The organism is Luteimonas sp. A534, assembly GCF_054072805.1.
The window spans coordinates 585,414-599,452 of the sequence record NZ_JBSVRR010000001.1; the positions used below are offsets into that span (position 1 = coordinate 585,414).

A 14,039-nucleotide genomic window follows, 5' to 3' on the forward strand; every position below is an offset into this window, starting at 1 on the left:
AAGCCCGCCATCAAGGCGGGCTTTTTCATGTGTGGCGTCCCCACGGGGATTCGAACCCCGGTGTCCACCGTGAAAGGGTGGTGTCCTAGGCCTCTAGACGATGGGGACTTGAAACTGTCCGCACTCACGACCGGCCTGGGTCGATGAGTGGTGGAGCCAGGCGGGATCGAACCGCCGACCTCCTGCATGCCATGCAGGCGCTCTCCCAGCTGAGCTATGGCCCCACGTTGGTGAGCTCGAAATTGTAGGGGGCGGCGTAGGTGCCGTCAACACATCGCCGCGAAAGATTTTCGATGGCGGTCGTGGCGGCGATACTGCGCGGCTTCCAACATCCACATGGAGCACCGAATGTCAGATCCCGTAGCCCTGCGCACCGCACTGGTCACCGGCGGCACCAGCGGCATTGGCGAAGCCATCGCCCTGGCCCTGCACGACGCCGGCCACCGCGTGGTCGTGACCTGTTTCGCCGGCGTCGAAGAGCCGTCGACCTGGCGTGATGCGCAGGCCGCCGCCGGCCGCACGTTCCAGGTCGAACCGGTGGACGTGGCCGACTACGACAGCTGCCAGGCCCTGGGCGCGCGGCTGCAGGACGCGGGCATCGCCGTCGACATCCTGGTCAACGATGCGGGCATCACCCGCGACGCCACTTTCCGCAAGATGGACAAGGCGAAGTGGGACGCGGTGCTGCGCACGGACCTTGATTCGATGTTCAACGTCAGCAAGCCCTTCGTCGACGGCATGGCCGATCGCGGCTGGGGGCGGATCGTCAACATCTCGTCGGTCAACGGCACCAAGGGCCAGTTCGGGCAGACCAACTACTCGGCGGCCAAGGCCGGCGTGCAGGGCTTCACCAAGGCGCTCGCGCAGGAGCTCGCGCGCAAGGGCGTGACGGTCAACAGCGTGTCGCCGGGCTACGTGGGCACCGCGCTGGTGAAGGCGATGAAGCCGGAGATCGTGGAATCCATCGTTGCCCAGGTGCCGATGGGGCGCCTGGGCAAGCCTGAGGAGATCGCCGCCGTGGTGGCGTTCCTGTGCAGCGAAGGCGCGGCCTACGTCACCGGCGCCAACATCGCCGTCAACGGCGGCCAGCACATGGGCTGACCGCCGGGGCGCTTACTCGCCGTGGCGCGCGTACACCGTGGTGCTGCCGTCGTGCCCCACCAGCTCGACCGCGTAGGGATGCACGGTGCCATCGGGCAGTTCCATCCCGGGCGAGCCCGCGGGCATGCCGGGCACCGTCAGGCCGCGGGCATCCGGGCGCTCGGCGAGCAGGCGCTTCACGTCTTCGGCCGGAACGTGGCCCTCGACGAAATAGCCATCGATCTCGGCGGTGTGGCAGGAGCCCTTGGCATAGGGCACGCCGGCACGCTGCTTGATCGGGCCCATGTCCTCGTGGTCGTGCACCTGCACGGCGAAGCCGGCCTCGCGCATGTGGTCGATCCAGAGCACGCAGCAGCCGCAGCTGGCGTTTTTGTGCACGACCAGCAGCGATGCTTCGTCCTGCGCCGCGGGCACCGGGCTGTGGGCCGGGGCCTGGGTCGCGATGGCGGTAGAGGTCGCGGCTGGCGCGCCGTTGCTGGCCGAGCAGGCCGTGACCACGGCGAAGCAGCTGAGCAGAAGCAGGGCAGGCTTATTGTTAAGAAACTGCATCACATATCTCCTGTAACCGATTGATTCAAAACCATATCCGTGCGCCAATAATGACGTGCGTGTCGCGTCCCGATTGACCGGACGCCCGTTGCAGCGCGGCGGTGTCACCGAAAGCACGTTCGTGAACCACGCCGACATAGGGCGCGAAGCGCCGGCTGATTTCGTAGCGCAGGCGCAGGCCGGCTTCCACCGTGGACAGGCCGGAACCGACACCGCGCGCCAAGTCATCCTTGCCGTGCAGTGTGGCTTCGAGCACAGGCTGCAGGATGAGCCGGTTGGTCAACAGCAGCTCGCGTTCGACTTCGATACCCAGCATCGTCCGACCGGACGCGCCGACGTAGCCGGTCACCGCGACCTCGACCATCCACGGTGCCAGGCCCTGGACGCCGATGGCGCCCCAGTCCTGCGAACGCCCGGGTGCGAAGTCGTGGCGCAGTCCGGCAACCACGTCCCACCAGGGCGAGACGGCGCGTCCGTACAGCAGCTCCACGTTGGCTGCTTCGGTGCGGCTGGCGCTGCGTTCGCCCTCGGAGCGCAGCCACAGGCGGTGGATGTCGCTGCCGATCCAGCCCTCCGCCTCCCAGGCCTGGCCACTGCCGTGGTCCGTGTCCCAGGCTTCCAGCCGGTTGAAGAGCAGGTAGGTGTTGAGTTCGCGCGCATGCTGCATGTGCGTCTGCAGTTCGGGGAAGGCTGCGGCGCGGTCGGCGTCGGTCAGCGGTGGTGCGTGCGCCCCTGTTTCATGGCGCATGCCGGGCGCGTGCGTTGCGTGCGCCCCGTGCCCTTCGTGCGGGTCGCGGGCGGGAAGTGGTTCGTGCGCGGCATGCGCGTCAGCGGGGTTCGCATCGGGGGCTCCGTGGCTCGTGTGCGCTGCACGGGTCGTGTCTGCCGTATGGGCGCGGTGTCCCGCGTGGTCCTGGGCGACGGCCTGGCCTGTCACGACTGCCGCTATCGCAAGCGCCAGCAGTCCTCGTGTCGTGCCGCTCATGCCGGCTCCTCCACGCGGACTTCCCGCATCATTCCCGCCTCCATGTGGTAGAGCAGGTGGCAGTGGAACGCCCAGCGCCCCAGCGCGTCCGCACGCACGCGGAAGCTGCGCCTGGTGCCCGGCGGCATGTCCACGGTGTGCTTGCGGAGCTGGAAGGCGCCACCCCCGTCCTCGACGTCGCTCCACATCCCGTGCAGGTGGATGGGGTGCGACATCATCGTGTCGTTGACCAGCACGATGCGCAGGCGCTCGCCGTAGGTCATGCGCAAGGGCGCGGCGTCCATGAACTTCTGGCCGTCGAATGACCAGGCGAACTTCTCCATGTGACCGGTGAGATGGAGCTCCACGTCGCGCCCGGGTTCGCGGCCGTCGGGGTCGTCGAACAGGCTGCGCATCGCACCGTAGGTGAGCACCGTGCGTCCGTTGCCGCGCAGGCCGACGCCCGGATCGTCGAGCTTCGGCGCCAACGACATCGCCTGCATGTCGACCAGCGGGTTGCCGGCTTCGGTCGGTGGGTGGCGTTGCATGCCATCGGCCATGGGCGCCATCGGATCCATGCCGTGCGCCGCATGCCCGGCCTGGCCGCCGACACTGCCGTGCCCGGTGCCGTGCTGCATGTTCGAGTGATCCATGCCTGCGTGCCCCATGCCGCCGTGATCCATGTTTCCGTGATCCATACCGCCATGCTCCATGCCGCCATGCCCCATGTCGTCCATGGTCAGCAGCGGGCGCGGGTCCAGCGCGGGCACCGGTGGGGCCAGGCCGTGTCGCGCGGCCAGCGTGCCGCGTGCGTATCCGGTGCGCCCCATGTCCTGGGCGAAGATCGCGAAGGCGTCCGCGCCGGCCGGTTCGACCAGCACGTCGAAGGTCTCCGCCACCGCGATCCGGAACTCGTCCACCGTCACCGGATGGATGTACTGGCCGTCGGCGGCCACCACGGTCATCTTCAGGCCGGGGATGCGCACGTCGAAGTAGGTCATCGCCGAGCCGTTGATGAAGCGCAGTAGCACCTTCTCGCCGGGACGGAACAGGCCGGTCCAGTTCCCGGCCGGCGCCGTGCCGTTCATCAGGTAGGTGTAGGTGTGGCCGTTGATGTCGGAGATGTCGGTGGGCGTCATCCGCATCCGGTTCCACATCGCACGGTCGCGCAGCGTGGCTCCGAAGCCGTCGGCGCGCGCATCGCGGACGAAGTCGCCGACGGTGCGCTGGTAGTAGTTGTCGTACGCGGAATCCTTCTTCATCCGGCGGAACAGCGCGGCCGGATCCATGTCGGTCCAGTCAGACAGCAGCACCACGTGCTCGCGGTCGTGGTGGTACGGCGGCGGCTCGGCGGGGTCGATGATCAGCGCGCCGTACAGGCCGGCCTGCTCCTGGAACATGGAATGGCTGTGGTACCAGTACGTGCCCGACTGCCGGACCTGGAAGCGATACAGCCAGGACTCGCCCGGCGCGATACCGTCGAAGCTCAGCCCGGGCACGCCGTCCATGTTCGCGGGCAACAACAGCCCGTGCCAGTGGATCGAGGACTGCGCATCGCGCAGGCGGTTGGTCACGCGCAGGGTGACGTTGTCGCCTTCGCGGAAGCGCAGGATCGGACCCGGCAGGCTGCCGTTGACCGTGGTGGCCAGGCGCGGACGGCCCGTGAAATCGACGGCGGAGCGGCCGATGGCGAGATCGAAATGACTGCCGGTGAGGACCGGGACCGGCAGCGCAGGCGCCGCGTGGCTGGCGCGGGCACCAAGGCCGAACGCGGTGACAGCGCCGCCTGCCGCAAGGCCCTGCACGAAGCGGCGTCGGGGAAGGCTCGCGCCGGGGCGCGGAGGAGGGTGATGCATGGAATCTCCGGATCACGCAGCGATGCCGGCAGGTCGTGCCGCGGCATCGAGGTTCGGTGGGATCGCCGCCCTGCAATGCGGGCGACAGCCGGGAACAAGCGCGCGAACGCGCTGCGGTCAGGCGATGGGAGGCCGGATCGCGCTCGGCAGCATCGGTGCCGGATGGCCGGAGTCGAGGCGATGCAGGACTGCATCCACCGCCGGCTGGATGACGCCCACCAGCAGGAGCGGTGCCATCGCGACCGACGCATGCATGCAGGCCTGCCGGCACTGAGGGCTGTCGCCGCAATCGGACCCGGTGACGGAATGGCAGTCCGACGCAGGCAGTTCAATCTCTGCGGCGGCAACGCCGCGATCCTGATCGGCGCAATCGGCGTGCTGTCCCGGCTCGACGGGGGCACGATCTACCGCAGCGTGCTGCAGCGACGCCGGCGTCGGCAGCGCGGCGAGCACGCCCGCCATCGCGCCCCCGATCCCGTTCAGGACCAGGGCGAGGGCCAGCAGGATCTGCAGGGGCAGGGCGTGGGTGCGCACGGTCGCCAGTTTAGCGGTTCCCGTCATCCGGTGGCTGCGCGCCACGCGCCATCGGCAGTTGCCAGCCCCAACGCAGCGCCGCCATCCGCAGGCCGAAGCAGACCAGGCCGCCAAGGATGGCGGTCAGCAGCACCGGTGCTTCCAGCATCGTGCCGACCACCACGATTCCGGCCCCTGCAAGCGCCGCCACCGCGTACAGCTCGGCGCGCAGCACCGCCGGCACCTCCGCCAGCAGGATGTCCCGCGCCATGCCGCCACCGATGCCGGTGAGCATGCCCATCAGCGCGGCCATCACCGGACTGAGCCCGAACACCAGCGCCTTCTGCGTGCCGGCGACGGCGAAGAACGCGAGCCCGACGGCATCCAGCATCCGCACGGGATTGCGCAGCCGTTCGACCGCACTCGACCAGTAGAAGGCGATCACGCCCGCCGCCAAGGCGACTGCGAGGTAGCGCCAGTCCTGGAACGCCGCTGGCGGCGTGGCGCCGATCAGCACGTCGCGGCTGATGCCGCCGAAGGTGGAGGCCGCGAAGGCGACCACGAGTACACCGAACAGATCCAGGCGCTGGCGCGCCGCGGCCGTCGCGCCGCTGACCGCGAACGCGAACGTGCCGCAGAGGTCCAGGACCAGGACCAGGCTGCGGTGGAACTCGAGCGTACCCTGCAGTTCAAGCGCGATCATGCAGTGGAGTATGCACGGGGCTGGTCGCGCCCGGCATCGCGATCAGTCGCGAACCGGCAGCTTCAGGAACCGCGCCGCGTTGTCGTGGAAGATCGCCCGCTTCTGCTCTGGCGTCAGGAAGCTCGCGCTGTCAACGCCGTCAACAGCAAGGCCGATCGCCTCCGGCCACACCATCTGGTCGGACCCGAACATCAGGCGATCGCCCAGGCCTGCGGTCATCAATGCCTGCAGATAGTCGTGGAACTCCTGCCGCGGAATGATCCAGTTGATCACCGACACATCTGCATGCAACTGCGGATAGACGTACATCAGCGCCTTGGTTTCCTGCAGGTAGGGCCAGCCGGCGTGCATCAGCCACACACGCAATTTGGGATGGCGCTTCAGCATCGGCTCCAGCAGCTTCGGGTTGCCGAGCTCCACGCTGAAGTCCGGGCAGCAGCCGTACGGCGTTGCGGGCGGTCCGAGCCCGGTGTGGATGCCGACGGGAATGTCGAACTCCTCGGCCAGCGCAAGGTAAGGCTCGAACCACGGATCGCTCGGGTTGAGCCCGTGATACTGCGCGCCAATCTCGCCCAGCACCTTCAGATCGCCGCTGGCGAATGCAGCCCGCACGACCTCGGACGAGGGCAGGGGAGTGCGACCGTCATCGAGGAAGGCCCCGGCCCAGATCGCATCGCCGCCTGCCTGGCGGAGGGCGGCCATGTGGGGATCGGGTCCACTGGCGAGACCGAGCACGATGTTGTGCTCGCGCATGGCTTCGAGCGTGAGGCGCTGCCGATCGGCATCGGTGTTCGCGGTTGTCGGTTTGCCGGTCGCGGGGTTCGGCGCACCGGGAGCGGCTGGGCCGGCGTGCAGGTGCACGTCGATGATCGGCCCCTGATAGGACTGGGCCAGCACGGGTGGTGCCAGCAACAGCGCGAGCAGAAAGAGTGAGAAGCGCATGGCATTGTTCCCCGCGGTTTCCCGGATAGACGCGGGCGAATCGCACAAGCGGCCAGTTGGCTGGCACGCCCCTGATCCAAGGCTCGCCGCAGCCTGGTCCCAGTGGCCTGACGACGGTCGGCATGTCCCTTGCACGCACCCTTCGGCGCATTCACTCCCAGGCCCATCAACCCGGCAACATGACCCATGAATGCCGAATAGCTCCACTTTTGGCGACTGCTGAAAATGGGGGGGGATTACCGCCGAAGGGGCTGAGGATCGGCAGGATGCATGAAAAAGGCCGATGTGCTGTAGCCAGCCCAATCAATGGCAGTGCAGTTGCGATAGTTCCGCATTCGTCAGAGGAGGCACTTCGGACATAAAAAGCTCCGAAGCAGCAAGGCTCATACACTGGACTCAATGGTAACCGACGGTCATCACATAGTCTCGAAGCAGCGATTCCTCGTACTCGACTTCCTGCATGAGCGCTTGCAGCGCATCGCGGGCATTGAGCACTCCCATTGGCCGGGAATCCTCGTCTGTCACCGGAACGTTCTTCAAGCCACGCGTTTTCATCTTCGACCACACCTCGTCCATCCGATCTCCTGGCCGACAAGCAAGAACATCGCGCACCATTACAGATGAAACCGCGGTGGTGCAGCCGCATCCTTGGCATCGGCTGATCTGGTCGACGACGTTGGTCTTGGTCACGACGCCCGCCAGCACACCATTCACGTCGCAAATCACCACAAGGTCGGTCCCGGTATTGCGCAAGAGTTTGGCGGCCTCAATGAGTTGCGCGTCGTCGGCAAGCATGACGAGCCGCTCGCGCGCTACAGGCAGCGATGCTTCAATGAATATCATGGTGCTCCTCCGGGTTCACGCTCGCGTTCATTTGAAGACTATTCGCAGGGTAGCCATGGCACCGGCAACGGCCAATGCGAGACAGGTCAGACGCATCGCTACCAGCACTGCGAACCTGGCACGTGAGTGCATGTAGTCCTCAATGACCACCTGCAGGCCGAGTGCAGTGTGATGGAACAACGCCAGCAGCAACAGGATCATTGCAACGGCATTCAATGGTGCCCTCAACCACGCCAGGAAGGTGGCGTGGTCACTGTGGGTATGCGCGATGAGCGACGCGACGAACCAGAGCGTGAGCGGGATGAGCGCCACGGCTGAAACGCGCTGGGCCCACCAGTGCTCGACGCCCGCCTTCGCCGATCCTAGCCCGACCGCACGGGCCACAGGGGATCGCATGTCGTGACTGCCCATGTCCTAGCTCCCTCTCAAGAGCATGGCGAGCACCCAGGCCAACAGCGTCAACACCACACTCGCCACCACCACGGCCCAGCCGGACAGATAGATGAAACGCAGCTCGAATCCCTGCACGGCATCGAAAAGCAGATGGCGGATGCTTCCGCAAAGATGCAAGAAGAACGCCAGGGTGGCTGCCACCAACAGGGCTTGGCCGACCCAGGAGTCGATAACGCTTTGTACGAGGCTATAGGGGCCCGGGCCTGATGCGGCAGCGAGCAACCAGAGCACCAACACGATGGCACACAGGCTCAGCATGACGCCGGTGATGCGATTGACGATCGACAGGACCGAAGTCAGCTGCGGGCGATAGATCTGGATATTGGGAGATCGGGGCATCGGTCGTTTCCGCACAGGATTTGACGGTTTTTCCATGAGGTCCGCCGTCAGCCCCTGCGCTCGATCATCTGCCGCTTGATCTCTGCGATGGCCTTGCCCGGGTTCAGGCCCTTCGGACACGTCCGGGTGCAGTTGAGGATGGTGTGGCATCGGTAAAGACGGAAGGGGTCATCGAGTGCGTCGAGCCGTTCATCCGCTGCGTCGTCACGACTGTCGGCAAGCCAACGCCAAGCTTGGAGCAGTACCGCAGGGCCCAGGAAACGGTCGCCATTCCACCAATGACTGGGGCAGCCCGACGTGCAGCAGAAACACAGAATGCACTCGTAAAAGCCATCGAGTTTGCGACGTTCCTCCACCGATTGAAGTCGTTCGCGCTCGGGTTCTGGCGTTCGGGACTTGAGCCATGGCTCGATCGCGGTGTATTGCGCGAACACATGCGTGAGATCCGGAACAAGATCTTTGACGACCGGCATGTTCGCCAGTGGATAGATGGTTGCTGGCGAAGCCAGGTCGGTGATGAATCGCATGCAGGCGAGCCAGTTCGTGCCATCCATGGTCATGGCGCAGGAGCCGCAGATGCCCTCGCGGCATGAGCGCCGGAACGTAAGGGTTGGATCGACCTTGTTCTTGATCCAGAAAAGTGCGTCCAACGTCATTGGGCCGCAGTCGTCGAGATCGACTTCAAACGTATCCAGGCGCGGATTGGCGGTGGAATCTGGATCGTAGCGGTAGATCTGGAACCGTTTGGTTCGCGTCGCGCCGACAGGCACCGGCCACGTCTTGCCGTTCTCGATACGCGATTCGGGCGCTACCCCCATATTGCGGGGTACTGGAAAACGCTTGAGCAGGGTTGCGCGCGGAACCTGATCCGATCCCTCGATGATCATCAGTCGATCCGGGTCACGGGTGGGGGGCACCAGCTGGGTGGCGCGCGGCAAGTCATTGATCGGTTCGCGGGACATGATTTTTGGTTCGTGCCCGGAGTCACCGAGAAAGGTCATGCAAAAGTAGTCCCGCAAGCGGGAGATATCCGTGAAGGTCCTTCAAATGTGCACGATCTGCGTCGCGTTTATTGAAGGTGCTGACCATGTTGAACTCCCAGCGGTCGCAACTTGCGTGCCCGCGGCCAAGCGGGAGAACTCCGAGCAGCACGCCATCTGCCAAGGTTCCCGACCATGCCGCATACCGCGTCGGTCTGTGACGAGCGCTCTGTGACCGCTGACCCTCGGGTGGCGCCTGGCGGGCGGAAAGTACGGGTTCTGACCGAATTGTTCATCGAGTGCTTTGAACAGTCGTCGCTGGTGCCTGAAGCCGCCCCTGTCTGAACGGTGCGATGCACCAGGCCGACTGCGTCGGTGCCGGAGTTGACCTTGGCCGAACTCCGGTGCATGAGGCTGCGGCGCTGGGCGGGCGCCCCGGCGATGACCCGGCATTAACCCGGGGCCCAGTAGCATGGCCGGCGCACCGCACCCAGGACAGGAGTCCGCTTGACTTCCGTTTCCGACGCATTCGTGCTTTTCGGCGCCACCGGTGACCTTGCCTACAAGAAGATCTTTCCGGCATTGCAGGCGCTGGTCGCGCGCGGCCGCTTCGACATGCCGGTGATCGGCGTGGCCCGCGCCGGCTGGACGGTCGACCAGCTGCGCGAACGTGCCCGCGAGAGCCTGGTGCACAACGGCGGTGTGGATGAAGCCGCCTTCGCCCGGCTTGCCGCACAGCTGCGCTACATCGACGGCGACTACACCGACGCCGGCACCTTCGAGCGCCTGCGCAGGGAACTCGGGGCCGCGCAGCGGCCGCTGCACTACCTGGCCATCCCGCCGAGCCTGTTCGGGACCGTGGTCCGCGCGCTGGGCGCCAGCGGTTGCGCACGGGGCGCGCGGGTGGTGGTCGAGAAGCCCTTCGGCCGCGACCTGGCCTCGTCCCGGGTGCTCAACGCCACCCTGCACGAGGTGTTCCCGGAATCCTCGCTCTTCCGCATCGACCACTACCTGGGCAAGGAAGCAGTACAGAACCTGCTGTACTTCCGCTTCGCCAACGCCTTTCTCGAACCGCTGTGGAACCGGGAGTACGTCGACAACGTGCAGATCACCATGGCCGAGGCCTTTGGCGTGCAGGGCCGCGGCGGCTTCTACGACGGCGTCGGTGCGATCCGCGACGTGGTCCAGAACCACCTCCTGCAAGTGGTCGCGCTGCTGGCGATGGACGCGCCGATCGGCGGCGATCCCGAGTCGATCCGGGCGGAGAAGCTGCGCCTGTTCCGCGCCATGCGCCCGCTGGAGCCCGGCGAGCTGGTGCGCGGCCAGTTCCGCGGCTATCGCGACGAGCCGGGGGTGGCGAAGGATTCGGACGTGGAGACCTTCGCCGCGCTGCGCCTGTACATCGACACCTGGCGCTGGGCGGGGGTGCCGTTCTACATCCGCGCAGGCAAGTGCCTGCCGATCACCTCGACCCAGGTGATGGTGGACCTCAAGTGCCCGCCGCTGTCGATCTTCGACGAGAGCCAGCCGGCGCATTCAAACTATTTCCGCCTGCGCCTGAGCCCGGAAGTGGTGATCTCCACCGGTGTGCGGGTCAAGCGCGCCGGGGACCAGATGCGCGGCGAGGCCGTCGAACTGACCGCGCGCCACCAGCACGTCGGCGAAAAGTCGCCGTACGAACGCCTGCTCGGCGATGCGGTGCGCGGCGACGCCGGCCTGTTCACCAGCGACGAAGCGGTGGAGGCCGCCTGGCGAGTCGTGGATCCGGTGCTGCAGGAGCACGCGCCGGTCGAGTCTTACGAGCCGGGCAGCTGGGGGCCGGCGTCGGCGACCGGAATCGTTGTCAACGACGAAGGCTGGCACGACCCGCAGCCCGAGACGAGCGAGCCGTGCTAGACCGCGAGCCCGCCACCCCTGAACCCGCCACCGCTGAATCCGTATCGACACGACAGGAGTCGTCATGAACCACCTGCAATCCCTGCGCGAGCTCGGCCAGAGCCTGTGGCTGGACAACATCACCCGCGAGATCCTCGACGACGGCACGCTGCAGCGTTACATCGACGAGTACGCGATCACCGGCCTGACTTCGAATCCAACGATCTTCGACCAGGCGATCGGCGACAGCGACGCCTACGATGCCGGCATCGGCAAGAAATCCGCCGCCGGCAAGCGCGACGCCGAGCTGTTCGTCGAGCTGGCGCTGGAGGACCTGCGCCGGGCGGCGGACCTGTTCCGCCCCGTGTTCGATGCCACCGGCGGCGTCGACGGCTGGGTGTCGATGGAGCTCTCGCCGCTGCTGGCCGCAGACACCACCGGCAGCATCGAGGCCGCCAGGCGCATCCACGCGCAGGCCGGGCGCGACAACCTGTATGTAAAGATCCCGGGCACGCCGGAAGGCGTGTCGGCGATCGAGGAATCGATCTTCGCCGGCGTGCCGATCAACGTGACCCTGCTGTTCTCCATGCAGCAGTATGTCGCGGCGGCAGACGCGTACATGCGCGGCATCGAGCGGCGCATCGAGGCCGGCCTGGACCCGGTGGTGGGCTCGGTCGCTTCGCTGTTCATCAGCCGCTGGGACAGGGCCAGCGCGGAGCAACTGCCGGAAGAGCTGCACAACCGCCTGGGCATCGCGGTGGGGCAGCAGACCTATCGCGCCTATCGCGATCTGCTGGCTTCGGATCGCTGGGAAAAGCTCGCCGCGGCAGGCGCGCGGCCCCAGCGCCTGCTGTGGGCAAGCACCGGCACCAAGGACCCGAAGGCGTCCGACACGCTCTACGTCGAAGCGCTGGCCGCACCCGACACGATCAACACGGTGCCCGAGAAGACGCTGCATGCCTTCGCCGACCACGGCAAGGTGCGCGGCGCGCTGGCCGACGATGGCGGCGACTTCGCCACCACGCTTGCGAAGATCGCCGCGGCCGGAGTCGACATCGACGCGCTGGCCGCGCAGCTGCAGCGCGACGGCGCCGACGCCTTCGTCAAGTCCTGGAACCAGCTGCTGCAGCGCATCGCCGACAAGGCGCGGTCGCTGGCCGGCGGCCGCTGAGCAAGGTGGCCATGGACACGAACATCAGCCCGATGGCCGGCAAGCCGGCGCAGCCCGCGCAGCTCATCGACATCGACAAGCTGCTTGCCGCCTACTTCGACGTGACGCCGGATCCGTCGGTCGCCGCGCAGCGCGTGGCGTTTGGTACCTCCGGCCACCGCGGCAGTTCGCTGGACGGCAGCTTCAACGAGCACCATGTGCTCGCCATCACCCAGGCGATCTGCGAATACCGCAAGGCGCAGGGCGTCGACGGGCCGCTGTTCCTAGGCATCGACACCCACGCGCTGTCCGCACCCGCGCGCGACAGCGCGCTGGAGGTGCTGGTCGCGAACGGCGTGGAGTTGCGGATCGCGCAGGGCGACGAGTACACGCCCACGCCCGCCGTGTCTCACGCCATCCTCGTCCACAACCGCGACCGTGACTCGGGCCTGGCCGACGGCATCGTCGTCACGCCCTCGCACAACCCGCCTGGCGACGGCGGCTTCAAATACAACCCGGCCAACGGCGGGCCGGCCGACACCGCGATTACGCGCCAGGTGCAGGACCGCGCCAACGCGCTGCTAGAAGCGAGCCTCAAGGGCGTGGCGCGCGTGCCGCTGGCGCAGGCGCACGCCGCGAATACCACGCGCGAACACGATTTCCTCAATCACTACGTCGCCGACCTCGCCAAGGTGCTCGACTTCGACCTGATCCGCGGCTCCGGCGTGCGCATGGGCGTCGATCCGCTGGGCGGTGCCGGCGTGCACTACTGGGCGCGCATCGCCGAGCGCTATCGGCTGGATCTCGATGTCGTCAGCGAGCAGGTCGACCCCACGTTCGCCTTCATGACCCGCGACTGGGACGGCAAGATCCGCATGGACCCGTCATCGTCGTACGCGATGCAGCGGCTGATCGGGATGAAGGACCGCTATGACGTCGCCTTCGCCTGCGACACCGACCATGATCGCCACGGCGTGGTGACGAAGGCGGGCCTGCTGCCGTCGAACCACTACATGGCCGCGATGGTCGACGACCTGTTCCGCCACCGCCCGCAGTGGGACGCGAATGCCGCCGTGGGCAAGACCGTGGTCAGCAGCAGCATGATCGACCGCGTCGCCAAGCGACTCGGGCGCAGGCTGTACGAAACGCCGGTGGGCTTCAAGTGGTTCGCCGACGGCCTGTTCGACGGTTCGCTGGGCCTGGGCGGCGAAGAAAGCGCGGGCGCCAGCTTCCTGCGTCGCGACGGCACGGTCTGGACCACCGACAAGGACGGGATGGCGCCGGCGCTGTTCGCCGCCGAGCTCACCGCGCGCCACGGGCACGACCCGGCCGAACACTACCGCGGGCTGTGCGAGGCCTTCGGCGAGGTCTTCTCTGACCGCGTTGAGGCGCCGGCCAGCGCACAGCAGAAGGAGCTGCTGGGCAAGCTCTCGCCCGCGCGGCTGAAGGCCGACAAGCTCGCGGGCGCCGACATCCGCCAGGTACTGGACAAGGCGCCTGGCAACGGCGCGCCGATCGGCGGCATCAAGGTCGTCGCCGACAATGGCTGGTTCGCCGCACGGCCGTCGGGCACCGAGGACATCTACAAGATCTACGGCGAGAGCTTCGAGAGCCCCGATCACCTGCAAGCGATCCTCGCCGAGGCGCAGGGCATCGTCGATGCGGCGCTCGCCGAAAGCTGAAGACACCCGCATCCCCCTGTGGGAGCGGCCATGGCCGCGATGCAGTTCGCAAGGCAGGCCATCCGGCCATGGCCGCTCCCACCCAGTCA

General features: G+C 66.9%; 14 protein-coding genes and 2 tRNA genes. 4 read left to right on the forward strand and 12 right to left on the reverse strand.

Features of this window, described 5'->3' with window-relative positions; genetic code table 11:
• Positions 1-32: 32 nt before the first annotated feature.
• Positions 33-108 (reverse strand) — tRNA-Glu (locus ACW5F0_RS02680).
• Between the two features lie 40 nt (positions 109-148).
• Positions 149-224 (reverse strand) — tRNA-Ala (locus ACW5F0_RS02685).
• A 124-nt stretch (positions 225-348) separates the two neighbouring features.
• Between ACW5F0_RS02685 and phbB the strand changes: the two genes are divergently transcribed.
• Entirely contained in the window at positions 349-1,101 is a 753-nt protein-coding gene (gene phbB, locus ACW5F0_RS02690) for an acetoacetyl-CoA reductase (protein ID WP_456998965.1), read from the forward strand.
• Positions 1,102-1,113: 12 nt separating this feature from the next.
• Here phbB and ACW5F0_RS02695 read toward each other — a convergent pair whose 3' ends face one another.
• From ACW5F0_RS02695 to ACW5F0_RS02740, 10 genes are all read right to left on the reverse strand, one after another.
• On the reverse strand, positions 1,114-1,650 hold the full coding sequence (locus tag ACW5F0_RS02695; protein ID WP_456998967.1) for a DUF411 domain-containing protein: 537 nt from the start codon (positions 1,648-1,650) through the stop codon (positions 1,114-1,116).
• Between the two features lie 25 nt (positions 1,651-1,675).
• Positions 1,676-2,398, reverse strand: a complete 723-nt coding sequence (locus ACW5F0_RS02700) for a copper resistance protein B (protein ID WP_456998968.1) — start codon at positions 2,396-2,398, stop codon at positions 1,676-1,678.
• A 233-nt stretch (positions 2,399-2,631) separates the two neighbouring features.
• Positions 2,632-4,470, reverse strand: a complete 1,839-nt coding sequence (locus ACW5F0_RS02705; protein ID WP_456964487.1) for a copper resistance system multicopper oxidase — start codon at positions 4,468-4,470, stop codon at positions 2,632-2,634.
• A gap of 117 nt (positions 4,471-4,587) precedes the next feature.
• Positions 4,588-5,004: a CopL family metal-binding regulatory protein gene (locus ACW5F0_RS02710; protein WP_456998969.1), complete on the reverse strand. Its 417-nt coding sequence runs from the start codon at positions 5,002-5,004 to the stop codon at positions 4,588-4,590.
• Between the two features lie 10 nt (positions 5,005-5,014).
• Complete coding sequence (locus ACW5F0_RS02715) at positions 5,015-5,686, reverse strand: trimeric intracellular cation channel family protein (RefSeq protein WP_456998970.1); 672 nt, start codon at positions 5,684-5,686, stop codon at positions 5,015-5,017.
• A 42-nt stretch (positions 5,687-5,728) separates the two neighbouring features.
• Positions 5,729-6,628 (reverse strand): amidohydrolase family protein, encoded by a 900-nt coding sequence (locus tag ACW5F0_RS02720; RefSeq protein ID WP_456998971.1) that lies wholly within the window; start codon positions 6,626-6,628, stop codon positions 5,729-5,731.
• A gap of 396 nt (positions 6,629-7,024) precedes the next feature.
• Positions 7,025-7,471 carry a CBS domain-containing protein gene (locus tag ACW5F0_RS02725; protein ID WP_456998972.1) on the reverse strand — a complete coding sequence of 149 codons (447 nt, stop codon included), beginning with the start codon at positions 7,469-7,471 and terminating at the stop codon, positions 7,025-7,027.
• 27 nt (positions 7,472-7,498) lie between these two features.
• Positions 7,499-7,882: a succinate dehydrogenase, hydrophobic membrane anchor protein gene (gene sdhD, locus ACW5F0_RS02730; RefSeq protein WP_456998973.1), complete on the reverse strand. Its 384-nt coding sequence runs from the start codon at positions 7,880-7,882 to the stop codon at positions 7,499-7,501.
• Between the two features lie 3 nt (positions 7,883-7,885).
• Positions 7,886-8,263: a succinate dehydrogenase, cytochrome b556 subunit gene (gene sdhC / locus ACW5F0_RS02735; RefSeq protein ID WP_456998974.1), complete on the reverse strand. Its 378-nt coding sequence runs from the start codon at positions 8,261-8,263 to the stop codon at positions 7,886-7,888.
• 47 nt (positions 8,264-8,310) lie between these two features.
• Complete coding sequence (locus ACW5F0_RS02740) at positions 8,311-9,150, reverse strand: succinate dehydrogenase iron-sulfur subunit (protein WP_456965250.1); 840 nt, start codon at positions 9,148-9,150, stop codon at positions 8,311-8,313.
• A gap of 600 nt (positions 9,151-9,750) precedes the next feature.
• Between ACW5F0_RS02740 and zwf the strand changes: the two genes are divergently transcribed.
• From zwf to pgm, 3 genes are all read left to right on the forward strand, one after another.
• The gene (gene zwf / locus ACW5F0_RS02745) at positions 9,751-11,139 is read left to right on the forward strand and encodes a glucose-6-phosphate dehydrogenase (protein ID WP_456998975.1); all 1,389 of its coding nucleotides are present in this window, start codon (positions 9,751-9,753) and stop codon (positions 11,137-11,139) included.
• A 64-nt stretch (positions 11,140-11,203) separates the two neighbouring features.
• Positions 11,204-12,289 carry a transaldolase gene (tal, locus tag ACW5F0_RS02750; protein WP_456998976.1) on the forward strand — a complete coding sequence of 362 codons (1,086 nt, stop codon included), beginning with the start codon at positions 11,204-11,206 and terminating at the stop codon, positions 12,287-12,289.
• A gap of 11 nt (positions 12,290-12,300) precedes the next feature.
• Positions 12,301-13,950: a phosphoglucomutase (alpha-D-glucose-1,6-bisphosphate-dependent) gene (gene pgm / locus ACW5F0_RS02755; protein WP_456998977.1), complete on the forward strand. Its 1,650-nt coding sequence runs from the start codon at positions 12,301-12,303 to the stop codon at positions 13,948-13,950.
• The last annotated feature ends 89 nt before the right edge of the window (positions 13,951-14,039 follow it).